This is a genomic window from Paenibacillus pabuli NBRC 13638, assembly GCF_001514495.1.
GTDB lineage: Bacteria > Bacillota > Bacilli > Paenibacillales > Paenibacillaceae > Paenibacillus > Paenibacillus pabuli.
The window spans coordinates 22,103-45,967 of record NZ_BCNM01000030.1 but is presented as its reverse complement, the minus strand read 5'-3'; the positions used below and the strand labels follow the sequence as shown (position 1 = coordinate 45,967).

The 23,865-nt window shown below is 47.3% G+C and carries 16 protein-coding genes; 2 read left to right on the top strand and 14 right to left on the bottom strand.

Annotation, left to right across the window (positions count from 1 at the left end; genetic code table 11):
* Position 1: 1 nt before the first annotated feature.
* Positions 2 to 841 carry an alpha/beta fold hydrolase gene (locus PPA03S_RS28990; RefSeq protein ID WP_062329154.1) on the bottom strand — a complete coding sequence of 280 codons (840 nt, stop codon included), beginning with the start codon at positions 839 to 841 and terminating at the stop codon, positions 2 to 4.
* Between the two features lie 193 nt (positions 842 to 1,034).
* Complete coding sequence (locus tag PPA03S_RS28985; RefSeq protein ID WP_062329151.1) at positions 1,035 to 1,751, bottom strand: class I SAM-dependent methyltransferase; 717 nt, start codon at positions 1,749 to 1,751, stop codon at positions 1,035 to 1,037.
* A 218-nt stretch (positions 1,752 to 1,969) separates the two neighbouring features.
* Between PPA03S_RS28985 and PPA03S_RS28980 the strand changes: the two genes are divergently transcribed.
* Positions 1,970 to 2,371, top strand: a complete 402-nt coding sequence (locus PPA03S_RS28980; protein ID WP_062329148.1) for a VOC family protein — start codon at positions 1,970 to 1,972, stop codon at positions 2,369 to 2,371.
* 329 nt (positions 2,372 to 2,700) lie between these two features.
* Here the strand turns inward: PPA03S_RS28980 and PPA03S_RS33110 are convergent, their stop codons facing one another.
* From PPA03S_RS33110 to PPA03S_RS28945, 7 genes are all read right to left on the bottom strand, one after another.
* The gene (locus tag PPA03S_RS33110) at positions 2,701 to 2,844 is read right to left on the bottom strand and encodes a hypothetical protein (RefSeq protein ID WP_157284416.1); all 144 of its coding nucleotides are present in this window, start codon (positions 2,842 to 2,844) and stop codon (positions 2,701 to 2,703) included.
* A 482-nt stretch (positions 2,845 to 3,326) separates the two neighbouring features.
* Entirely contained in the window at positions 3,327 to 4,211 is an 885-nt protein-coding gene (locus PPA03S_RS28970) for a carbohydrate ABC transporter permease (RefSeq protein WP_062329142.1), read from the bottom strand.
* A 22-nt stretch (positions 4,212 to 4,233) separates the two neighbouring features.
* Positions 4,234 to 5,124: an ABC transporter permease gene (locus PPA03S_RS28965; protein ID WP_062329139.1), complete on the bottom strand. Its 891-nt coding sequence runs from the start codon at positions 5,122 to 5,124 to the stop codon at positions 4,234 to 4,236.
* Between the two features lie 81 nt (positions 5,125 to 5,205).
* Complete coding sequence (locus PPA03S_RS28960) at positions 5,206 to 6,888, bottom strand: extracellular solute-binding protein (protein ID WP_082704358.1); 1,683 nt, start codon at positions 6,886 to 6,888, stop codon at positions 5,206 to 5,208.
* Positions 6,889 to 7,068: 180 nt separating this feature from the next.
* Positions 7,069 to 8,199 carry a response regulator gene (locus PPA03S_RS34120; RefSeq protein ID WP_062329133.1) on the bottom strand — a complete coding sequence of 377 codons (1,131 nt, stop codon included), beginning with the start codon at positions 8,197 to 8,199 and terminating at the stop codon, positions 7,069 to 7,071.
* On the bottom strand, positions 8,196 to 9,956 hold the full coding sequence (locus tag PPA03S_RS28950; protein WP_082704354.1) for a sensor histidine kinase: 1,761 nt from the start codon (positions 9,954 to 9,956) through the stop codon (positions 8,196 to 8,198). The genes PPA03S_RS34120 and PPA03S_RS28950 overlap by 4 nt, the downstream gene beginning before the upstream one ends.
* 158 nt (positions 9,957 to 10,114) lie before the next feature.
* On the bottom strand, positions 10,115 to 12,058 hold the full coding sequence (locus PPA03S_RS28945; protein ID WP_062329128.1) for a glycoside hydrolase family 127 protein: 1,944 nt from the start codon (positions 12,056 to 12,058) through the stop codon (positions 10,115 to 10,117).
* Between the two features lie 140 nt (positions 12,059 to 12,198).
* Between PPA03S_RS28945 and PPA03S_RS28940 the strand changes: the two genes are divergently transcribed.
* A complete protein-coding gene (locus tag PPA03S_RS28940; protein WP_062329238.1) occupies positions 12,199 to 13,044 on the top strand; it encodes a helix-turn-helix transcriptional regulator in 846 nt (281 codons plus the stop codon).
* Between the two features lie 68 nt (positions 13,045 to 13,112).
* Here PPA03S_RS28940 and PPA03S_RS28935 read toward each other — a convergent pair whose 3' ends face one another.
* From PPA03S_RS28935 to PPA03S_RS28915, 5 genes are all read right to left on the bottom strand, one after another.
* Positions 13,113 to 14,411 carry an NCS2 family permease gene (locus PPA03S_RS28935; protein WP_062329125.1) on the bottom strand — a complete coding sequence of 433 codons (1,299 nt, stop codon included), beginning with the start codon at positions 14,409 to 14,411 and terminating at the stop codon, positions 13,113 to 13,115.
* Positions 14,412 to 14,761: 350 nt separating this feature from the next.
* On the bottom strand, positions 14,762 to 16,231 hold the full coding sequence (locus tag PPA03S_RS28930; RefSeq protein ID WP_062329122.1) for a glycoside hydrolase family 1 protein: 1,470 nt from the start codon (positions 16,229 to 16,231) through the stop codon (positions 14,762 to 14,764).
* Between the two features lie 76 nt (positions 16,232 to 16,307).
* Positions 16,308 to 18,230, bottom strand: a complete 1,923-nt coding sequence (locus tag PPA03S_RS28925; RefSeq protein WP_062329118.1) for a beta-glucoside-specific PTS transporter subunit IIABC — start codon at positions 18,228 to 18,230, stop codon at positions 16,308 to 16,310.
* A gap of 136 nt (positions 18,231 to 18,366) precedes the next feature.
* On the bottom strand, positions 18,367 to 19,215 hold the full coding sequence (gene licT / locus PPA03S_RS28920) for a BglG family transcription antiterminator LicT (RefSeq protein ID WP_062329115.1): 849 nt from the start codon (positions 19,213 to 19,215) through the stop codon (positions 18,367 to 18,369).
* Positions 19,216 to 19,399: 184 nt separating this feature from the next.
* On the bottom strand, positions 19,400 to 23,854 hold the full coding sequence (locus PPA03S_RS28915) for a carbohydrate binding domain-containing protein (protein WP_062329112.1): 4,455 nt from the start codon (positions 23,852 to 23,854) through the stop codon (positions 19,400 to 19,402).
* Positions 23,855 to 23,865: the final 11 nt, after the last annotated feature.

Below are 23,865 nucleotides of genomic sequence, written 5' to 3'. Positions count from 1 at the left end.
ATTATGTGTGTAGCTCGCTTTCCTGTATTGAATTGGTTGAGGCAAAATATTCGCTAATGAGGCGAATGGTCTCATCTGGATGACTCAGGTGTGGACAATGACCGGTTGCATCCATCAGCCGGAACTCACTCCCCTTCATCTGCTCATGGACATAGGCTCCAGCTTCCAGTGGCGCAATCACATCTTCGGAGCATTGCAGAATCAACGAGGGTACTACCACCTTGCTGAGTTCCTTACGGTAATCAGATAGAAAAGTAGCTTCTGCAAAACGTCGGGCCACCTTAGGGTCTGTTGCGCAAAAGTTCTGCTTCAGCTCTTCGGATAATTCCGGCCGGTCTGTATTCCCCATAATGACAGGAGCCAGATAACTCGCCCAGCCTTGAAAGTTCTGATCCATCATGTCCAATAAAGCAACCAGATCTTCCCGTTCAAATCCGCCGATGTAATCAGGCCAATCGTTTAAATAGCGTGCAGAAGGTCCGATTAGAACTAACCGATCAAAATAATCCGGTCTTTGAATGGATGCCAGCATACCGATGGTTGCACCGACGGAGTGCCCCACTAGAATGGCATTCTTCAATTCAAGTGCAGAACAAATGTCCAAGACATCCTGAGCATAACCGTATAGATCATGATAACGACTAGGATCATAAGATTGAATATCGGAATTTCCCGAACCGACAAAATCAAACAGTACAACCTTGTATTTCTCTTCAAAATTCGGTACAATCAAGCGCCACATGTTTTGATCACAGCCAAATCCATGGGCAAATATAAGAGCAACGGAACCAGAGCCCGTTACTTTCACGTTATTTCGGATAAGAATCTGTTGTTTATCCATTGGACTCTTCCTCCTATTGGTTACGATCAATCGTAGTGATTCAATCATTATACCATTATAGTAAGATCCACATATGATTTCTCACAATTGACCTTCTTCGTTTGGGTTATGGAAGCAGGTCCCTCCCCTAAATAAAAAAAGCCGCTATGCTAGCGACTTTGTGTCGTATGTATTGGAACGTTCAGTTCCTACTCTATTTCACACAATGAAAAATAAACGATTTGTTTTCAGAATGCGCCTGTTTAAATTCCCAATCACCATACGTTTCAATTTGTGTAAATCCAATTTGTTTTAACGACTCAGCATATTCTTCTTGAGTTCGAAACCTTAGCTGCATTTTTTCATGAATCAGGACTTTGTCTATCGTTGTATTTTTTATAATTTCATAGAACGTGTATATATCTCCCTCAAACCCCTCATATTCGGTATAAATTTCTAGAGAATCTCCACTAAGTCTGTCTTTTGCTAAGTCAGGAGTCTTGTCCTTCTCCCACTCTTTCCACACTTTTGCCAAAGGGTTTCTTGTATCAAAGATAAAGTGACCTCCAACTTTTAGGGATTGAATAACATCTGAAATTACTTGCTCCCAACTATCATCTGTAAGAAATACCTGAGCAACATTGGCTGTCATGATCACCGCGTCATACGTATTGAATTGCAAATCTGTACTATCACCTACAATCCAATTCACATTGCCTGGATGATCTTTGCTTTTTGCCATATCAATCGCTTCTTCATTAGGATCTATAGCTGTAATGATGTAACCCTTTTGAGCAAGATGAGTAGTCCATCTCCCTGTTCCACAGCCCAGGTCCGCTATAAATTCTACATTTAATTTCTTTAGCAGTGCTAAGAAAAATTCATCGTCTCTTCCCCAATGGTTAATCTGGTCATATACTAATGGAATCATATGTAATGTCTACCTACTTCCTAATGGCATTTACTATAGTAATGAAATAAAAAATACTAAAGTTATAATAGATGTTTCCATAAACAAGTGTCAAAGGTTTTGTTCAAGTCTCATTCCAATACGTTGGAAGCTGCAGTTTCTATTAAAAGATTCGCTTCTGATGCGAGAATTAGAGTATAGTAAAAGTAGTCGAAAATATATTCCAGGAGGCAACAGCCATGTCACAAGAAATCTGGATAAACCTGCCTGTCAAAGATGTTGAGCGGTCAACTGCCTTTTTCAATGAGATTGGATTTCATGCAGTAAGCGTTGGAAACGAGAGAGCCCAGCTTTCCATAGGCAAAACAACGATTCTGCTGTTCCCGGATGCGGCGTTTGAGAAATTTACAGGTTCAAAAATCGCAGATACCTCCCATAGCGCAGAAGTCATATTTTCCATTGGCGCTGAAAGCAGAGAAGAAGTTGATGCCTTTATTCAGAAAGTCGAGTTTGCCGGAGGAAAAATCTTTGGCAAGCCGAGTGAAACGGACGGCTGGATGTACGGAGCCGGATTTGCCGACCTGGACGGTCACCGCTGGAACCTGCTGTACATGGATGAGAGCAAAATGCCGAAACGCTAAAATGAAAACGCCGGTTACCTGGTTAAGGTCATCGGCGTTTTTTTCAATAAAAGATTGGAAATTCAGTTATTGAAGTAGTGAGACTGCTCGAGGTCGGGGATCAGTGCAGGTTGCACAGGCGCCATCCCAGAAGTTCTTGAGTTGCAGTGCTTGACCTCGGGATATCGAGTGCTGCAAGTGTGCTGAGAAAACCGAAATGATCGTCTGCCTCTTCACGTGAAATACGGACTACAGATACGTTCAGATGCTTGCCAATAACACGCGCGATATCCCGAAATGGCAGACCTTCATCTGCAACCCTATCTAATCGTGAACCAGACGGGCATTTTCTAACGCCAGGCAGTATAGATGTTCGGCATCAAGGCGGTGCACAGCCGGCCAGCGGTTGTTCCCCTCTTCCACATAGGCTGAGAATCTTGAAAGCCGATACCTTTGTTTGCTCCGGTGACCAGAGCGACGGGTCTATCTTGCATAGTATTAAATCTCCTTTTTATATCGATAGTGGGTGAGTACAAACCGAGGTTGATATATCAACCTGTAACGAATATAGCACGTTGAAGTTGACGAGTTATGTTTACTTTTTTGCATAGCATATGGACTAAGCCTTACGGTTGCTCAGCAATTTGCTTGAATTTTTTTTGGCTGGGTTCGGATTTTGATTGAAAATTTCGATTAATTAATCAAGGTTATTTGCATCTAACGAACTGATAGAATAAAACACATCATCTGTGATCAAGTGAACAGATTTTCTGCTTTCTCCTTCTTCGATCAGTAGCCCCATTAATTTCCTGAACAGATCTGTAGCTTTCCTCCGTTTGGTCAAAAATAAAAGCCCAAAAAGCCTGCAAGAAAATGGAACGAGTCGGTCCATCTTCTTGGAGGCTTTCAATTTGACAGAAATGCGCCGACCAGGGAACCTTGCAACAACCCCTGTATTGCATCATGAACCAAACAACTACTCCTTCACCGAACCGAGCGTAATGCCGTGGATGAAAAAGCGTTGCAGGAACGGATATACAATCAGTACGGGAAGCATGGCGATGAAAATTTTTGCGGCATTCAGTGTTTGATTGGATAACTCATTCATCCGCTTATACTGGTCTTCCGTCATGTTGGACGCGTCGATGACCACGACAAATTGCTGGATTAACGTTTGCAGCGGATAATGATCCTGGCCTGAAGTCAGCACGAGACCATGAAAGAACTCATTCCAATGGTAAACGATGGTGAACAACGTTACCGTGGCCAGTACGGGCACGGCCAGCGGCACATAAATGGTGATCAACATTCGCCACGGCCCGGCCCCGTCCACGAGCGCAGCCTCGTCGAGCTCCTTGGGAAGATTGCGGAAATAGTTCACGATCAGAATGACGTTAAATACCGGCACTCCCCCTCCAAGAACAAGCGCCCAAATGGTATCGTACAGCCCAATGGCCTTCACGGTCATGTACCAGGGAATCAAGCCGCCGTTGAACAGCAGCGTGAACACGAGAATCCACATAAACACGTTGCGCATGCGAAATTCACGCGGGCTCCTGGAGAGCGGATAAGCCATCATTGTCGTCACGATAAACGTGATTGTTGCACCAAGCGCAACCCGCTGAATGGAAATCCAGAAGGAATTGAAAAAGGAACGGTCGCCGATAATTTGCTGGTATGAATTGAAGTTGAAGCCAACGGGCCATAACCATACTTTTCCCGCAGCGGCAGCCGATTTTTCACTTAAAGACACGGCCAGCGTATACCAGAGAGGCAAAATGCACAGGAACGCGATCAGGAGCAGCACAACCAGCAGTGTGACATCGATAACTCTGGATCGCAGCGTCGTTTCTCTTATCATCTCGCTCGACTCCTTCTCATTGTCAGAATATGCGGTAATTGGCGAACTTCGAAGCAAGCAGGTACGAGACGATGATAAGCACGAAACTGACCACCGATTTCAGCAAACCAACCGCGGTTGCGAGTCCGTACTGCATGTTCAGCAAACCTTCGCGGTATACCCAGGTATCGATAATATCGCCCGTCGAGTACAGAAGCGGATTGTACAGATTGAAAATTTGATCAAAGCCTGCGTTGAGCACATTTCCCAAACTTAACACTGCCAAGAGAACAATCGTGGTTCGCAAGCCAGGTAAAGTCACGTGCCAGATTCTGCGCAAACGGGTTGCCCCGTCAATCGAAGCGGCTTCGTACAGGGATGGGCTGATGCCCGTCAGCGCAGCAAGATAGATGATCGTGTTGAAACCGAACTCCTTCCATACATCACTACCTACAACAATAAACGGGAACAGGTCTGCACGGGCAAAGAACAACACCGGTTCAATCCCCAGCAAGTTGAGTAGTCCATTGACGGGACCCGTATACGAAAACACATCGAGCAATATACCGGACAGAATAACCCAAGACAAAAAGTGCGGAAGGTATACGATCGTTTGAACCCAACGCTTTACCACCATGAGACGCAATTCATTGAGCATAATTGCAAAGACCAACGGCACGATCAGATTGCCCGCAATTTTCATGACAGCAATGTAGACCGTATTAAAGAAAATGGTTTTGGTATCGTTCAGGCTGAACATATATTCGAAGTTTTCGAGCCCGATCCAGGTTGATTTCCAGATACCTTGGCCCGGGTTGAAGTCCTGAAAGGCGATGGCGATCCCGAACATGGGAATGATGCTGATGAACAGCAGCCACACCATTCCGGGTAACAACATGATGTAATAATGTTTGATGAAACTTCGGTTTCGCATCCGGTGTTCCTCCCTCGCAATCTCCCATCCTGATCTTCTCAAGAAGAAGCGCCGGATGTACCCGGCGCTCTGGACGGCTGCCTACTTGACATACTCCTTGACTTCCTCGGTAATTTTGTCTCCTCCTTGCTTTTTCCAGTCGCTAACGAACGTATCGAACGTATCCAGAGGTGCGGCTCCCATTATGATCTTCAGGAAGGTTTCATCCTCCAGCTTCTTCAGATTCGACCAGCGGCTTTCCATCGTGCGAGTCTGGGAATAGAGAAGGCTATATACCTTGTTGTAGTCCTGTTGCAAGGACGATGATCCTACCAACAATGAATAGATGCGGCTCCATACGCCAAGGTCTGCCTGAGGGTCCCAATACTGGATGTCCATATTGTCATACGGCTCTTTCTTCACCTTTTTGACATTTTGGATATCTGCCGCAAGCAGTTTGTAGCCCGGATCGGTAAAGTCTTCAGGTTTTTTCGAGCCGGCGAGCACTTCCTGCAACGCTTTTGCCGAATATTCGCTCTCATCCATGTAGGACATCGGAACACGCAGCGGATAGTGTCCCACAGGCACGGAGATATCGAATTTCGACTCGTCCCGAATGAGTAAATTTAGCATTTTGATGACGGCTTCGGGATGCTCATATCCTTTACGAACGACAACAAATACGGTAGAAGGAGCTCCCATATGCGCGTTAAATTGCCCATCGGCATCCAGCGGCAATAAGTATGCTTGCCAGTTGGCTTCAGGATCGTTTTTGATCGCATCCGGCAAAGGTCCGTATCCCATCCACCATGGAGCGAAGAAGATGCCTGCGTTTCCGTTGACTACAGGCTCAGACGCACTTTTGCGAATGCCAAGTTCCTTGTCAATTAGCCCATTAGCATACATGTCGCGCAGTTTGCCGAGCGCCTCTTTTGTTTCAGGCAGAATGGAACCGTAGACCGGGTTGCCCGAATCGTCTTTTAACCAGTAACCAGGATAAGCTTTGTACGCTCCAAAGATCGGATCAAGTCCGTACGTGTTATTCGTCGATTCCAAAAAATTGGCGTATAACCGGCCGCCGTTCTGTTGCCCGGCAATACCGATCGTATCGTTCTGGCCGTTGCCATCCGGGTCCTGTTCCACGAATGCTTTTGCAACGTTCTCCAGCTCCTCCATTGTTTTTGGCGGCTCAAGTCCCAGCTTGTCGAGCCAGTCCTTGCGTATCCACATTTGGTGAACACCGTCGGAGTGTACTTGTATACTAGGAATAGCATACATTTTCCCGTCAAATGTTACCGCCTCGGCCGATACACCGTTCGTTTTTTCCATATAACTCTTCATGGCCGGAGAAGCATATCGATTAAATGCATCGGTAAGGTCCTCCAGCTGGCCAGCCTTCACCATCGCCCGCAATTGGGTATCCTTGACCACAAGCGCATCGGGCAAATCGTTACTTGAAATTGCCAGGTTTACTTTCTGCTCATAGTTCGTTCCGGTGGCCGCCTGCCAGGTTACCTTGGTATCGATGTTCAGATTGTCCTTCACATAACGAGAATACTGGTTATTCTCCGGCGTATCTCCGGCAGGCAAACTTTTGTCCGTTGGATCGACCTCTTTGCCATACGTCAGGGTAATCGCCTGTTCATACTTACCGAACGGATCGGCCGGCCCTTCTTCAGCAACGCCATGCGTGGTATTGTTTTCCGCCGTTCCGTTTTCCTTGTTGCCTGCACTGCTGCAGGCACTCGTGAATGTGAGTAACAGCATCATCGCCACCATGACCATTTTTTTGCTCAAATGGATGCTCCCCCTTTAATGGAATGTCATTAGCGTCCAGCACCAACAATATAACACGGCCGGAAAACGTTTATGGATAGAGGGGCGAACGAGAAACAGGCGGTGAAACGTCCGATTTTGATAACGCTTACAATCCATTCATCCCCCCTGAGCTCCATCCGTCTACCCTCATCTTGGTGCATTACGGTACTCGCTTGGCAGCATGCCCACCTGTTCCCGGAACATCCGGCTGAAGTACTTTTCGTCCGCATAACCCGTATGCTCCGCAATCCAGACAATCGGTTTGGCCGTTTGGGTCAAATAGTCCCGTGCCTTGTCGATCCGGATCTTGCGAAGATATTCATTAAAAGAATAACCGACCATTTCCTTGAAGCATTGATTGAAATAACTGCGGCTGAGATTGACCCGCTTCGAGACATCGCTGGCGAATAACGGTTTCTGCAACTCGTCATGAATAATTTTGACGGCAGTTAAAATGCTGCTGCTCACCTCCTTGCGAAGGTACTGGCCGCCCGATAATACAAGTGCTTTTGCACGAAAGTTGACCATCCATTCCACCACCTCTTGCCATGACGCAAAATGAACGGGCATGGTCATTTCCGTTTGGACGATGTTTTTGAATGTTCGGTTCCAGTCTACCGTAAAGCCGTAAAGCAACTGCATCAATCGGGGCACGGGCAATCTCATGGTCTTCAATTCTTGCAACAGTTCATTCAAATATCGCTCATCATGAACCCAGCGAAACGAATGTAACTTGTCCTTTAGGCTCCCATCTCCCGTTTCAACAGATGTCGATCTGGTCTGCTCACATTCGCAGTTCGATTCGTTCAGTAATTGTGTAGCTGTGTCAGACCCTCCATAAAACAACGCGTCCTTATCGGATTCTGATGCGGTATCGTCATTTAAACGTTTTCGCCTGTCGGTCTGAATACGGTCATGGATGCGCCCAAGCACTTCTTCGAACCGTTCTTTCTCCAGCTGTACTTTGGCAATGTAGTCAATGGCGCCCAAACGCAGCGCTTCCTGAATATATTCGAAATCCTGATGCAGCGTGAGGACAGCAATCGGCAATGCCGGGTATTGCTTACGTGCGATACGGATTAACTCAATTCCTGACATGACAGGCATGGCCAGATCTGTAATCAATAAATCCACGCGGTTCTCTGATAAAAATTCAAGCGCTCTCTCCCCATTCCCCGCTTCGCCAATGACCTTCATTTCAAATGCATCCCACGGCATCGCGAGCATGAGCCCTTTGCGTACAAGTTGATCGTCATCGACGATTAGTACGTTGATCATGATGATTCCTCCCCTTTGCATTGAATCGGCAGTTGAATGACAATCCGGGTTCCTTTCCCCGGTTCGCTTGATACGTTCAGGCTGGCATGACCTTCATAATAAGATTCCAGCATACGCTTTACATAATTCATGCCAATCCCCATTCCAACCCGATGACGTTCTGCCTGTTCTTGTTCCAGCAGCGCTTTGATCTTTTCTTCGGAGATGCCTCTGCCATTGTCCCTGATCGAGATTTCAAGCCGGCTGTTGTGCCTTCTTACTTCCACTTCAATCCTCCCCTTGTCGTCCAGCCCATGGTACAGGGAGTTTTCAACCAGTGGCTGCAGAATGAACCTCGGTACCGATACGTTAAGCAGTTCGTCATCGATGTGTATGCGAACATCGAATTGAAAATTGTACCGGATTTGCTGCAGGGTAAGATACTGCCTGAGTGATTCAATCTCTTCGCGTATGGTAGAGCTCTGACCTCCCTTGCGCAAGTTGTAATACAGCAGCTTGTTCAACGAAGTCACGAGCCGGTCAATCTCCTCCTGTCCATTCATGACAGCTAGCCAGTGTGCGGTATCCAGTGTATTCATCAGGAAATGCGGGTTGATTTGGTACAGGAGCTTTTCGATTTCCAGATCCGCCCTGCGCTTCTCTTTTAGCTCAACCTCGGAATATAATCTTGCAATGTGAGACTTCATCCGCCCGAACTGCGTCAGTAGCATTTCAAACTCTGGTATGCGGGAGTTTGCATCCACCACGTCGAAGTTGCTGTCAAGCATCTGCTTCATCTCCCGATGAAATTGGGACAATGGCCGATATACCATTTTCCACAACAACCAACCGATAGCCAAGCTGACTGCGGCAAACAACACAGTTAACAGAAACATCTGCATCATCCACCGGTTTTTCTCCTGGTCGTAATCCGCTTTGGAAACAAGCGACACCACACTCCATCCCTGGTTGCTGTATTGCCTGTACCAATAATAATCTGAGGTGATTCCCGAAGTTGCTACGCCAACCTCAGAATCTCCAGAATCAAGAAAAGTCGTGTTTTCGTGAAACATATCCCCTAACTCGCTGTAAGAGACTCGCCCATAGTTATCTAAAATGAGATGAGCCGTGTTTTTGCTGACATCGTCAAGGTCAAGGATGCTTTGCGTTAGTTTAAATCCGGATTCAATGTACACATAAGCGTCCTCACGTTCAGGCAAATCCACCTTTCGCAGCGCGGAAAGAACGTATTGATCGTTAAATCTGTCGTTGCTGATATGGGGTCCGAAATAAGTAATCCCGTAATAACTGGCCATGATTGGCAGTTCCTCCGGATCGAATGAATCCTTTACCCCCATCGTTTCAAAGAGATACGTATCGTCTTCGCGAAAATAGTACATGGACAACCCGATATTGGGATTGGTAAATGCAATCAGGTTTAGCTGGTATTTGATCTGGTCGGTCAAATAACTGCGGTCATAGGGTTGATCCGCAATCATGAGCTGTTCCAGCTGTTTGCCGATGCTTCCTTCGAAGGCGAGTTGCTGGGAGGCATGGTTCAGGTTGCTCAGCGTGTTTTCCAGGGACAACGTCACCTGTTTCAGATTGCTTTGGATGCCGGATTGCAGTTTGGTGGTCAGAATGGAATTGATCGTACGGTAGGACAGGTAGCAGGATAAGAGGAAAGGAATGAGGGCTACGACCGCAAATAAAAGAAGAATTCGATTTTTCAGCGTGATTCGTTCGATACGGGACTTTCCTACATGGTCTGTGTTCATGCATTCATCTCCGCTTCCGGGTTTCAACATGCTGACATGGCGGAAGGCCCCCGGTAATACACGAGGGACCTTCTGATCTGCCAGTCTCGAAACCACGCGTTATGTTCAGTTGCCATACAGGGCCTTGAAACGTTGGGTTCGCTTCGATGACTCCCGCATCAGTTGCGCAGCCAGACGCTCATTTCACCCGGTTCGCGGTTACCCCATAAATAATAAGGGATGGCCGTAAAGCGTACGGGATTACGAGACTTGCGGATCGGCTGGTACGGCTGATCCTCCGGCCATGCGGATCCGTCGGCGGCCAATCCGTCACCATCAATCACAACGCACCCGCCGAGCAGATGCGGGGCTTCCCGCTCCGTCAAGTTGGCTGTCTCGGCAATGGATAACGAGGCAAGTGGTGCTCGGTTATCCGCCTCTTCCACGCAATAAACGAGCGGTCCGCGCTGAATGGCCGCTTTGCCAGCGTCGGCCCGGATTTGCGGATGGGCTTCAATGAACTGGGCTTCCAGTGGCAGCAGCCACTCCAGTGCATCTCCTTCCGACCAGAGTCGGTTGATGTTAGCATAACCGTTATTTACCGTATACTTCTGCAATTCACCATTTACTCGCAGAACAGGCTGCCGACTCTGGAACCAGTTGGGAACGCGCAGCGCGAGTGTAAAGGTAACACCATCGGCGTTTCCTGCAGCAAGCGAGACGTTGAAGTCAACTTTGCCGTTCCATGGGAGTTCGGAACGCTGACTAAGCGTGACTTCCCGGCCTTCGGCCGACGTAAACTGCACCGTGCTGCCAATGTACAAATGAACGTGAACTGCGTTCCCTTTCGCAGACACATCATAGATATAATCGTTCAGCGAGCTGAGCAAACGGGCCACGTTCGGCGGGCAGCAGGAACAGCCAAACCACTTCTGGCGGATCGGTTTCACATGATGCTTGTCCGGATTGCGTTTGCTCGCCTCCGGCCATACTTCAAGCGGATTGACGTAGAAAAAATGCTTGCCGTCCTTGGACATGCTGCCAAGCACGTTGTTGTACAGCGCACGTTCCATCACATCCGCATATTCGCTTTTCGCTTCCAAGCGAAGCATCCGGCGTGCCCAGAAGATGAGTCCGATGGATGCACAAGTCTCCGCGTACACTGCGTCATTGGGCAAATCATAGTCAAAAGTGAACGCCTCGCCCAGATGCGTTGCACCGACGCCGCCCGTAATGTACATCTGTTTGCGGGTCGTATTGGCCCACAGCCGTTCACACGCAGCCCTCAAGCTGTCATCATTCGTCAAGCGGGCGAGATCGGCCATTGCCGTATACATGTATACGGCACGTACGGAGTGTCCGACCGCAGCCGTTTGCTCACGCACCGGAAGATGCGATTGATACATCTCCAGATTGGGTGAACCTTGCGACCAGATGCCCGTTCTGCCGCGCCGTTCCCATTCCTGGGTGAAATAACTCGGGTTGCTGCCCCGCTCATCAATGAAATATTGGCTCAGATTCAGGTAACGTTCCTCCCCGGTTGCATGATACAGCTTGACGAGTGCCAGTTCAATCTCCTGGTGCCCGCAATATGCCCGCTTCTGGTTCTCCCCAGTACCGAAAAGAGTATCGATCAAGTCGGCAAAGCGGCATGCAATGTCCAGCACCTTACGTTTGCCCGTCGCTTCGGCGTAAGCCACCGCGGCTTCAATCAGATGCCCGGCACAGTATAGTTCGTGGGCCTCATACAGGTTGGTCCACTCTTTGCCCGGCTCCTTGATCGTGAAATAGGTGTTTATGTACCCATTATCAAGCTGAGCCAGACCAATCAGATCGATCGCTTCGTCAGCGATCCTCTCCAATTCGGGATCCGGGTGGCTCCGCAGTGAATAAGCAACCGCTTCCAACCATTTATATAAATCGCTGTCTTGAAACACCCAGCCCCCGAATTCGCCCTGTTCCAGACCAGCAGCGATCCGGAAATTGCGAATGGCATAACTCGGTTCTGCCCCTGCGATGCGGTCATTCAGCGCTTCCCATTGATAGGGAATGACCGTTTGGCGAACCAGCTCGGAATAGTCTTCCCAAAATTTGTCCCGGATGTGAACCTGTGTTGTTTGCATCAACGTACCTCCTATATAAATTGACTCTTTACGAACTCAATTATATGCTTGGTACTAAGGACTTAATAGGGATGGAATGAACCAATTTCTATAAAATATAACACAGGCGAAGGGGCGTGAATGTTCTGGGTGAAGACACCATGATTGAGCTTCGGATCCCCCCGCTGCCCTATTATCTGGGATCGGGCCGGACGGAATACAAGATCGGGGATCAACATCCCCACCGCAGCAATATCGGGGCGTATGATTTGCTGATCCTGGTTCGTGGCGAGATGCATATTGGCGAGAATGAGACGCATTGGACGCTAACCGAAGGGGACATGTTGCTGTTGCTGCCTGATGCGGAACATTATCCTGTCCAGCCCTGCGAGCAGGATACCGTTTTTTACTGGGTACACTTTGAGCATGCACCCAGACGGGATTCTTTTCCAGCTGAGCAAACAAAGAACAATCCATCACCCTATTCAACCAGGCCATTCATCAACCCTTACACACTGCGATTGCCGAAGTACATGCATTTGCCTGACTCACGGACGGTGTTTGGCATGGTGGAGCAGCTGTTGGCCCAGCCGCCAGCCCTTTCCTTTTGGCAGGAGCAGCAGTTGCTTGGCGAATTGCTTGGCATGCTCGAAGAAGGAAGTTTTGGGCGAACGGATTCTGTGGCTTCCAGACTAGCCGAACGGACTGCTGCATACCTTCAGGCCAACTATCGGGAGAAAATCACCAATGATGCGATTGCGACTGCCTTGCATTTTCATCCGAATTATATTGTTCGGTGCATGAAAGTGAGGTACGGCTGCACGCCGTCGGATTATCTGCAACAGTATCGGCTGGAGCGTGCCAAACGTCTCCTGGTCACCACCGATTGGTCCATTGACCGGGTGGCCGAGGAAGTGGGTTTTCGTTACTCCCCCTATTTCTCATCCTGCTTCAAACGGGAATTCGGTATTTCTCCGTTGCAATTTCGCAGGCAGTATTTGAAATAATTAAATCTGATACAAAAAAGGAGAGCTGCCTGTATACAAGCAGCTCTCCTTTTTAGTTAGACCGTTTCCTAGTGGTCCAGGAATACAAGCTGAATGAAGAACAATACCGCAAAAATGTAGAATATCGGGTGAACATCCTTGCCCTTTCCGCGGAGAAGCTTGAGTACCGGATAGAAAATAAACCCTACGCCGATACCTGTCGCAATGCTGTGCGTTAACGGAGTAAGTATGATAATCAGGAAGGCAGGAAATGCTTCTTCGAGATCCTTCCAATTGATTTTGCTGATGACGTTAATCATAAAGTATCCCACAATGATTAGTGCCGGGGAAGTGATCGCTGGGATGCCTGATATCACACTCACGATCGGTGTGAAGAACAAAGTAAGAGCAAGCAGTACACTAACCGTTACTGCCGTCAGGCCGGTTCTTCCTCCTGCAGCCACCCCGGTACTGGATTCGATATAAGCCGAGGTTGGGCTCGTTCCCAGCAACGCGCCAGTGGTCGTCCCTACGGCATCCGCCAATAGTGCGCCACGCGAGCGCGGAAATTTACCGTCCTTCAGCAATCCTGCTTGTTCAGCAACTCCGAGCATCGTTCCGGTCGTATCAAACAGCGTAATCAGCAGGAAAGTGAATATGATCGTATACAAACCATTGGAGAATACGCCTGTCAGATCCAGTTGGAAAGCCGTTGTCGTAATGCCCTGCGGCATGGATACAATCGATTCCGGCATTTGAAATAGTCCCATGATCCAGGCAAGTATCGCTGTAATCACCATTCCGATGAACAGATAACCTTTTACATTATAGGCCATTAGCGCCACCGTAATAATCAATCCGATAATGGTCAGGTATGTCATCGGCTCTGCCAAGTTCCCAAGGGTTATCAAGTTCGATTCTGAATCCGCAATAATCCCGGAGTTTTGCAGGCCTACCGTCGTAATAAAGAGTCCAATCCCTGCGGTTATGGCATGTTTTAAGCTTGCAGGAATGGCATCAAGCAGCATGTAACGAAATGAAGTCAGCGATAAAATAATAAACAAAAGCCCTGCTATAAATACTGCCCCTAGTGCAACCTGCCAAGATACGCCATATCCGGCCACTACACTATAGGCAAAGAATGCATTCAGTCCCATACCCGGTGCCAAGACGATCGGATAATTGGACCATATCCCCATAATCAGAGTCGCCACAATACTTGCCAGCACCGTAGCAATGAATACTCCGTTAAAATCCATTCCCGTGCTGCTGAGTATTCCCGGGTTGACGATAACGATGTATACCATCGTGAAGAATGTCGTGATCCCTGCGATGATTTCTGTTGAAACGCTCGTGCCTCGTTCTTTTAGTTTGAACCAATTGTCCATGGTAAAGCCAGCCTCCAACTTTCAAATTATTCTCCAAAGGTAAAAACAAAAAAATCCTAATCTAATATAGGATGTGATATTATCGCTCCTATATTCGTCGTTAGGATTTAACAGCTAAAGCTTTTAAACCAAAAATAAGGATACTCATATCTGTTTCAACCTGATGTCCATTTCGTATTTTAATAAATACAACACGGATTGTCAACGAATCAACCCATCTGTTCACAGTTAATTACGAACTATACAGATATGATATTAATTATTCATTCGTTTATTAGTAAGAATAATAATCTCAAACCAAAAACAGCCGATCCATGGATCGGCTGTCTTGCACAGATGTTTTATGCTTGTTATAAGATTTGGCCATTACTCTCAATAACTTGTTTATACCAGTCAAACGAGTCTTTGCGGTATCTTTGCAGCGTACCGTTCCCGGCATTGTCTTGATCTACATAAATAAAGCCATAACGTTTACCCATTTCAGATGTGGAGCAGCTAATAATGTCGATTGGTCCCCAGCTTGTGAAGCCCATCAAATCTACACCATCCGCTACCGCTTCTCTCATTTGCTCGATGTGGCGACGCAGATAGTCAATCCGGTATGTGTCATGAATGGAGCCGTCTTCCTCCAGTTTGTCGGTAGCACCAAGTCCGTTCTCAACGATAAATAAAGGCATCCGATAACGGTCGTACAAACGGTTCAGTGCAACACGAAGACCGATTGGATCGATTGGCCAACCCCATTCTGTCACTTCCAGGTGAGGGTTTTTCACTTGACTAACCAGCATGCCTGAATTGCTGTTGTCATTCGGATCGTATTTTCCGATATAGGTCATATAATAGCTGAATGCAATGAAATCGACCGTGTTGTTTTTGATAATTGCATCATCCTCCGGTTCCTTCACCAGCTCGATCCCGTTCTCCTCAAAATATCGATTCATGTAAGATGGGTATTCGCCCCGTGCCTGAACCTCTGGATAGAACAGATTCATCTGATCTTCCTTCAGTGTTTGCAGAACATCTTCCGGTTTGCTTGATGCAGCGTACGTTTCCAGACGGCAAATCATGCAGCCGATTTGGGCGTTTGGCATCTTCTCTTTACCGCTTTTTACAGCCAATGCACTCGCTACAAACTGGTGATGAGTTGCTTGATAGGCAACCTGCTCTTTGCTGCCTTTGATTTTATCCTCAAGGATACCGCCACCTGTATACAGGCTGGTAAGGATCATATTCATTTCATTAAATGTAATCCAGTATTTCACTTTGTCTTTGTAACGGTCAAACAGGGTGTTGGCGAATTTCAGATACAGGTCAATGAGTCTGCGGTCTTCCCAACCATTGTATTTCTGAGTTAGATGTACAGGCATTTCGTAATGGGAGATGGTCACGAGCGGTTCGATGTTATGCTTCAAAAGCTCATCCAGCACATTGTCATAGAACGCCAGGCCCGCTTCATTGGGAACCTCTTCTTCCCCTGTAGGGAAAATACGTGTCCATGCCATAGAGATCCGTAATACTTTGAATCCCATCTCGGCGAACATGGCAATGTCTTCTTTATAACGATGATAGAAATCTACCCCGTTGCGTTTCGGGAAATACACATCCGTGTTTCCTCCCAGGAACTCTTCAAGCTCAACAGAATTGACATCAAAGGTAAAATCCTTGCCATTGCGAAGTTCCTTGGGTACGAATGGAGCCATGTCCGAAGTGGACAGCCCTTTCCCGTCAGCATCAAAAGCTCCCTCCAACTGGTTGGCTGCTGTAGCGCCTCCCCACAAAAAGCCTGCTGGAAATACTTGTTTAGTTTCTTGTTTTGTCATGATGGTTGTGCTCCTTTTGTATAATAGTTTGAGTTTGAATTTAAGATGACTTCATATGATAAATGTGAAAAAACATTTAGCGAACAGTGACAAGAAGCAATTCATTCATTGAAATCACCCCCTTCACATGCACTGGCACAACATCCAGATAATCCGGCGTATTCGTCACAATAATGGGAGAAACGATGTCTAGTCCCGCAGCTTTGATGCTCTCCAGGTCGAATTCAACAAGCGGGTCGCCCAAGCGGACTTCTTGTCCTGCTTCTACTTTGACCTCAAAGAACTTGCCTTTGAGCGAGACCGTGTTTAGTCCAACGTGAATGAGTATATCAATCCCATCCGTGGATTGAAGCATAATCGCATGTTTGCTTTTGGCTACCATCGTGACTGTTCCGTCAAAAGGTGCAGTCACTTTGCCTTCTGTCGGTCTGATCGCAATTCCTTTGCCTGTCAACTCATCTGCAAATGTTTTGTCTGGAAGCTCTGCAAGTGGAACAAGTTCCCCGGTAAGCGGACTCTGTACCTCACCTTTCTTCTCTTCAATGGAGCGAACGGTGAGTGGCATTTCGTTCTCCTTCGGCAATGCTTCAGGCTTCAATTCCATTGGTGGGGAGTCTGACGCAGCCAAGGGCTGTGGCTCCGAATCATCCCATTTCAGCATCAAAGTCAAGATGAACGAAACGATGAAACTGATGGCGACTCCAATCAACGCATACCAGAAGTTGGACATTCCACCCTTCGGGTCGATGTATAACGGCAGTGACAGCAATCCGGGAACAGCAAAGCCAAAACATTTCAGGCCAACTGCTGTTATAAATCCACCACCTGCAGCTCCGCCAACGAGCGATGCGTAGAACGGTTTTTTCAACTTTAGCGTAACTCCGTACAATGCAGGTTCCGTAATGCCCAGTAAAGCGGAAATTCCACTCGACAGTGCAATCGACTTCATGTTCGGATTTTTCGTTTTGAGAAACACAGCCATTACCGCACCAGCCTGACTCATGTTTGTGACGAGGTTGATGGGTAACAAAAGCACGTCATAACCGAGTTTGCTCAAATTTTGCAGTGTGCCTGGGAAAAATGCATAGTGCATCCCCGTCATGACGATTAATGGCATCAAGCCGCCAAGGATAATTCCCGTCAAAGGACCGGAATGGGCAAAGAGCCAGGATGTACCCATTTCCAAGTAAGTACCGATATACGTGCCTAACGGGCCAATGGCAATCAACAGAACCGGAACCGTAATGACCAGAACGATCATCGATGTGAAAATAACTTTAACCGGGCCTGGAATAACCTTGTCTACCCAGCGATACACGCAGCTAAGCAACCACACACCCAGGATAATCGGAATGACGGACTGCGTGTAATTCACGATCGACACCGGGAGCGAAAGGAAACGAATCGGTTCAAGGTGATTGGCATTGAAAGCATCCAGAATGGTCGGATACATCAATGTACCTGCCAACGTCAGAGCAATATACTCATTCACCTTGAATTTGCGAGCGGATGATACGGCTAACAGGAAAGGCAGGAAATAAAAAGCAGCATTGCCGATGGAGGACAAGATCTGATATTCGCCACTGGTTTCGTGCAATAGTCCCAAGGTCACCAGCAGTGCCAGAATTCCTTTGAGCATACCCGTGCCTACAATAGCTGGCAGAATCGGTGTGAATATGCCCGAAATGGTATCCAAAACAGCGTTGATGCCTCTGGAACGTGGAGCCTGTTTATCATGCTCCGTAGAGGTGCCCTGCTTCAGTTGACCCTCCAATTCCTCATATACCGCAGCGACGTTATTTCCGATGACGACCTGGAATTGATCGTTCTGAAACTGAGCACCCAGGACACCATTCAGTTTTTTAATCTGCTCCAGTTGAACCTTCTTCTCATCCTTAACATTGAAGCGGAGTCTGGTGATGCAGTGCCAGGCCTGGATGATGTTTTCTTCTCCTCCTGTTAATTCGATGATTTCCGTGGACAACTCCCTGTGGTTCATGCTGATTCCTCCTCTGTTTTTGGCGAAAAAAAAACCAAATGCTAAACCGGTCCGCTGCATGGGCAGAGTCGGTAACATTTGGTGGTGCCTGATCGAATCAGTAACACTCCATATTCCATTTATTCAAACGTGATGTTCAGCCCGCATCGGAATGCGACGTCACTCTCTCGATGTGAATCATTAGGTAAACCATCTCATCAGGCGTAATCGTGAACTCATGCTGCCGTTCCATAAACTCCTTTATTTTTTGCGCACATTGGAAGCTTGAAGGGTACCTTTCCGACAGCACGTCATACAAGAAATGCTGATCTTTGAACGAAAGTACCTCCCGGTTCATTTGGCGGACGATGAAGTAGCGCAAATGAGTGATGAACCTGGAAAAGTTCACAGACTCCTGATCCAGTGCGATGCCGAAATGATGGGACATAATCTCCAGGCTGTCATTGATCATTTTAGTAATTTTGATCGTTTGGTTCATGCTGCCTGAATCGATCTGCGAATTCACGAAGTGCAGTGCAATGGAACTTGCTTCGCTATGGGACATCGTCACGTGAAAAGCTTCGTTTATCCGGTTAACGGCTTGTTCGCCTACACGATATTCCATAGGATACAGATGCCGAATGTCCCAATGAAGGGGATTCTGCACATCCATACCGCTTTTATGGCGTTCCAGTGCAAAATGTATATGATCCGCAAGGGTCAACAGCATTGAATCGTTAAGCTTTTTCCCAATCATCTCTTGACCCATTTCTATAATCTGATCGGTTATATCAATGACTTGCAGAGGAATCTCGTTGAAAAAATGCTCGATCCGCTGGTATTTGTCATTGGCTCCAATTCTGAACATTTTCTGGATTTGATCGCGATCAAGGGGTTGCCCTTTCGCCTTTTTGAAACCAATGCCAGTACCTATGACAATGACTTCGCAACCTTCGTCATCTTCTGCCAGGGCGATGTTGTTGTTCAGTGATTTTTTGAATTTCATGCTGCCTTCACCCCCTATATGAGAAAAGCACCACCATAGTCTTCAAACACAAGTATACACTTGTGAAATGGAGACTGAGGTGGTGCCTGATCGAATCAGTGACACTCCGTATTTACCTGTATTGTAACGAATCATGTAATCGTTGTCAAATAAATAATAGGTGTGACTCAAAATTAGTTTTCAGCTATTGAACAGGACCCATATTGATCAAGCTTACGTCAGACAATGTGATGGTTGTATCCCCATCCTCTGCACCTGAAATGTTGCCCATGTCAAATGAAATTCGCGTATTTGGATAGCTTTCTTCTGCTGCCTCAAATGTGAAGGTAAACGCTTGTTCTTCGTTGGTCAGATCCACCCTTTGGCCATAGAAACCATGCCATTCATAATTCGCTGCTGCGTCAACCCATCCGATGCCCAGGCTTAATTTTCGCGCCTTATCGGATTTGGCCTTAAATGTCAGCTTGTATTTGAAGCCTTGCTGAATGCCAAAACCTTCGTTGATGACTTGACGGTCCCATGGATTTTGTCCTGCGTCCCCGATTTTCGCCTGAAGCTGCTGATTGCTGACGTTCATCTCCAGGTTTTTGGAGTCCCCGTCTGCATACGTAAACCAACCTTCACTTCCTTTGGAGAAATCCCCATTCGGAATCAGATTCACATGAGCGGGCTGTCCTCCTTGGTCTGCAGTCGGATTGACCTCAAATAACAACACATTTTGGACGGACACTGTATGCGGGCCAGTGGATACCGGAGAACCCAAGCCAAATGCAAGCACCGCTCCGGCATCCGGGGTATCCTCCATGGTAAATGTAAAAGCATACTGCTGTTTGCTATCCGTTAGCTCTACTTCCTGATCCATATACTTTTTGAACTCTCCTGAGCTTTGCGACACAACGGCTTGCATTTTTTTGGGACTGGATGCCGATGCTTCAAATGTAAGCCGATACGTTTTGCCTGCCTCAAGACCGATTTGGCTTTGTTGCAGCAAGGCATCCCACCAATTCGTGTTGGTGTCCGGCAATTCAATCGTCATGCCGGCATTCTCTGCATATGTTGCTGTCAGAACATTCGGGATCAGATCCCAATGATTACCGTCTGCTGCAAGTTCTCCATTTTGAACTTTATTCTGTGAAATATCCACCCAGCGAGTATTATAATTTTCTCCTTCAAAATCAATATAATATGGCTTTTCTGCCGCCAAGGAAACTGCCGGGAAGTATACTGTTTTGTAGGTCTGCCAACCACCTGTATCCCCGAGATTGAGATCCGATTGTGCAACCATTGTGCCTTGTTCGTCTTTGATGCTGAAACGAACGCTCGAATCGCTTTTTCCACTGGCCATTCGGGCAGACAGGGCGTAAACGCCATCATTAGCTACATCGATCTTGTATTGCAGCAGGTCTCCTTTATCCATGTAACTGACATGTTTGCCTCCTTCATCGGAGTTCTCCAACTGCAAGCCTTGCATGTTCCAGGCTTCGGTTGCAGGCACGTGGGCGTAGCCATTGACCGATACAGGTTTGCCGCGTTTCATCAGACGAACATTGTCTACATAAACTGTGCCTTGGGAGCTTCCGAACAAAAGCCTAAGCTCGGCATTCACGGTGGACAATCCCTCGCCAATCATGATTTCTCCGGTATACGTCTTCATCTCCTGTCCAAGCTGAAGATTCTGGCCCTGATGAACCTGAACAGAATGTCCATCAGCGCTGATCAGATCCAAGTTCATGCTCCGTGGGGTGTCAGCCTTAGCATCAAAGGAGAAACCGTATGTTGTATTCGCTTCAAGCTTCATATCCGGCTGGGTTACCATAACCTGCTCAGGCTCACCACTCGTTTGTGTCACATCAACAACCAATTGACGCTCCATAATCGGGAATTTCGAGAAGTTATTTACACTGATTTTGGCTGCAGCACTTTCCTGAATGCTGCTGGACCAGAATCCCAAACGTTCCTTGCCTTGATCAAACGTTCCATTGAAGATGAAATTGCCATCAGGCAGTGCTTTACGCTCTGCAATCAACGGATCGGCTTCACCGATCTCAATCAGTCGAGCATTGGCAAGCAGAACGGTTTTGTCATTCATTCCTAAATTAAACTCGAATCTGGTATTATTATCGGAGCCATCCCGCATGTTGAATGTATATTCGTACGATTTCCAATCTGTCGTCAGGTCAAAGGAATGTTCACCGGAATAATTCGTCCAGCTTTTTTCAAATTGGGTCACTTTGGAACGGATCGTACGGTCAGCCGATGCTTTGGCGTCAAACTGTATCTTGTATTTTTTGTTTTTCTTGACGTAAATCGGCATCTGTGTGAGCTGAACCGAATAATTCTCAGTTCCGGCTTGCGCAATGCTTACCTTCGCCGCTTTCCCTTTCTGCTCATCCTCAACAACGGTGACCTCACCGGCTCCTCCGGCGTTTGTAATGAACTGCCATTGAAGAGGAACACCGTTGGAAGCAGAACCTTCCGTAAACTGATCATTATAGATCTGATTTCCATCGGCTTGTGGTTTACGCAGTGATTCTGGCTCAATTGGATTTGTGGTTACATCAGGCCATTGACTTAAATTTTTGTATGAGTAGACGCGTACAAAATCAACATTCATCGTTTCTGACGTAAAATTGCTTTCCGGGGATCCCGGCCAGTCTCCTCCAACTGCCAAATTCAGAATCAGATAAAATGGACGATCAAATGGTGCAGGAAACGTATAATATTCCGGCTGACCCGCAGCCTTTGTCTGCCAGTTGGTCACTTCATGATGCAGCTTGCCATCCACATAGAAACGAATCATGCCCGGAAGCCATTCTACCTGGAAATCATGATAATCGTCAGCGAAGGATTCTCCTTCCGGAAGCGTCATACTGCCCTGATTGTGTCCATGAGAACCATCCGGTTTCACAGCGTCATAATGCAATGTGCTATATACCTTATTGCTGCTCTCTTTCCCACCGATTAACTCCATAATGTCAATTTCTCCAGACGCAGGCCATCCTCCATAATGCGCTTCATCTGTCGGCATCATCCATATGGCTGGCCACATGCCCTTTTCTACAGGAAGCTTCGCACGAACAACCACCTTACCGTATGTCCAGTCGCCTTTTCCCATGGAAATCATTTTACCGGAGGTGTAATCTTTCCCGTCTTTCTGATCGCGTTTAGCTTCAATTTGCAGCACGCTTCGATTCTGATCCTTTACAATGCGTGTATTATCCGGGCTGTAATATTGCAACTCATTGTTATAGACCAGTCCCGTATCCTGCACCGTCCATTTGGAAGAATCAATTTCCGCCCCATTGAATTCATCATTCCAGACAAGATCCCATTGGTCATGGGGTATCGTTGTTGCAGGAATCGGCTTTTCATCTGACGGATTGCTTGGCGTCGATGGTGTCGTAGGCGTTTGCCCACCTGGCGCAGATTGCGTTGGGGTATTTCCGGCATTCGTTGAATTGCCAGGCTGAGACGAAGCGGGTTGTTCCGTTTCACCCGTCAGGGATGCACGCCATCCTGATTTTACTTTCTCCCCATTGATCACTACATCATTCGCATCCACACTTAGATTTTTAATCTTGCCCTTCGTGTCGATTCGGGTCTGATGCGCTTGCTGAAGAACGGTCAGGGTATCGATCAAGCTATTTGCTGATAGTTCTATGATCGCTTTCTGTTTTACGGTCATCTCCTGTATGCTGCTTCCTTCCGCAACGGCGATTCTGACGGGTTCTCCGCGTTTGTCAATAACGATTCGGTTCAGCTTGGAGTTGCTGATCTCAATCGAATGACTGCCTCCCCCTTTAACGATGACAGACCCGGTAACCGTCACCCCTTGAAGCACAACGGAACCCTCCCCAATTCCCTCAGCAAGCAGCAAGTTTCCGTTCACGATTGTGTTTTTCAACGTCATATTGGACGTTCGCACAATCAAGTTGCCCTCGACCCGAGATTCATGTGTACCCGGGGAGCTTTTGACGTCCGCAATCATGGCAGACAATAAGCCAGCCGTCTCGGCTCGTGTGATTGGGGATTTGGGATTCAATTGTCCTTGATATCCTTTTACAATATGTTCACTCGCCAAATAAGTAAGCGCTTTCTTTGCGTAACTGGAAACACTGCCTGCATCATGAAACTTCAACAGTTCGCTTTCCTTTTCGGTACCCGTTGAAAGCTGGAATGCACGATCCACCATGACCGCTGCATCCTGTCGGGTTATCGGCTCATCAGGAGACAGATGTTCAGAATCTGTTCCCTGTATAATCCCGGAAGCGTTTGCACGGATTAACGCGTCATAGTACCACGCTCCTGTTACCATGTCTGCAAATGAATTGGACGGTCCACCGGAGAAGCCAAAAACCCGATCCAGAATCGAAACAAATTCAGCCCGGCTAATTACCTGATTTGGCTTAAACGTACCGTCTGTGTAGCCTTGAAGTAAAGCCAATTCTTGCATCCGCAGGACAGCAGACTGTGACCAGTGTCCCGTCAGGTCTTCATACGGAACAGAGGCTTGCAGGCTTTTCGCCTGCAAGTTCCCCTTTTCCTCTTCTCCCTGTAAACGTTCTGCGCCAGCGAATGCTGGCAAAACCAGTGAAGCCACTAAACACCCAGCAACCATACTAGCTAGTCCTCTTCTCATCTTACATCCTC

Excerpts from the sequence above, each read along its gene's own strand:
- PPA03S_RS28990 (WP_062329154.1), bottom strand. The coding sequence starts at position 841 with ATGGATAAACAACAGATTCTTATCCGAAATAACGTGAAAGTAACGGGC.
- PPA03S_RS28930 (WP_062329122.1), bottom strand. The coding sequence starts at position 16,231 with ATGACAAAACAAGAAACTAAACAAGTATTTCCAGCAGGCTTTTTGTGG.
- PPA03S_RS28960 (WP_082704358.1), bottom strand. The coding sequence starts at position 6,888 with ATGGTCATGGTGGCGATGATGCTGTTACTCACATTCACGAGTGCCTGC.
- PPA03S_RS28980 (WP_062329148.1), top strand. The coding sequence starts at position 1,970 with ATGTCACAAGAAATCTGGATAAACCTGCCTGTCAAAGATGTTGAGCGG.
- PPA03S_RS28915 (WP_062329112.1), bottom strand. The coding sequence starts at position 23,854 with ATGAGAAGAGGACTAGCTAGTATGGTTGCTGGGTGTTTAGTGGCTTCA.
- PPA03S_RS28925 (WP_062329118.1), bottom strand. The coding sequence starts at position 18,230 with ATGAACCACAGGGAGTTGTCCACGGAAATCATCGAATTAACAGGAGGA.
- PPA03S_RS28970 (WP_062329142.1), bottom strand. The coding sequence starts at position 4,211 with ATGATAAGAGAAACGACGCTGCGATCCAGAGTTATCGATGTCACACTG.
- PPA03S_RS28935 (WP_062329125.1), bottom strand. The coding sequence starts at position 14,411 with ATGGACAATTGGTTCAAACTAAAAGAACGAGGCACGAGCGTTTCAACA.
- PPA03S_RS34120 (WP_062329133.1), bottom strand. The coding sequence starts at position 8,199 with ATGATCAACGTACTAATCGTCGATGACGATCAACTTGTACGCAAAGGG.
- licT (WP_062329115.1), bottom strand. The coding sequence starts at position 19,215 with ATGAAATTCAAAAAATCACTGAACAACAACATCGCCCTGGCAGAAGAT.
- PPA03S_RS28945 (WP_062329128.1), bottom strand. The coding sequence starts at position 12,058 with ATGCAAACAACACAGGTTCACATCCGGGACAAATTTTGGGAAGACTAT.
- PPA03S_RS33110 (WP_157284416.1), bottom strand. The coding sequence starts at position 2,844 with ATGCAAGATAGACCCGTCGCTCTGGTCACCGGAGCAAACAAAGGTATC.
- PPA03S_RS28940 (WP_062329238.1), top strand. The coding sequence starts at position 12,199 with ATGATTGAGCTTCGGATCCCCCCGCTGCCCTATTATCTGGGATCGGGC.
- PPA03S_RS28950 (WP_082704354.1), bottom strand. The coding sequence starts at position 9,956 with ATGAACACAGACCATGTAGGAAAGTCCCGTATCGAACGAATCACGCTG.
- PPA03S_RS28985 (WP_062329151.1), bottom strand. The coding sequence starts at position 1,751 with ATGATTCCATTAGTATATGACCAGATTAACCATTGGGGAAGAGACGAT.
- PPA03S_RS28965 (WP_062329139.1), bottom strand. The coding sequence starts at position 5,124 with ATGCGAAACCGAAGTTTCATCAAACATTATTACATCATGTTGTTACCC.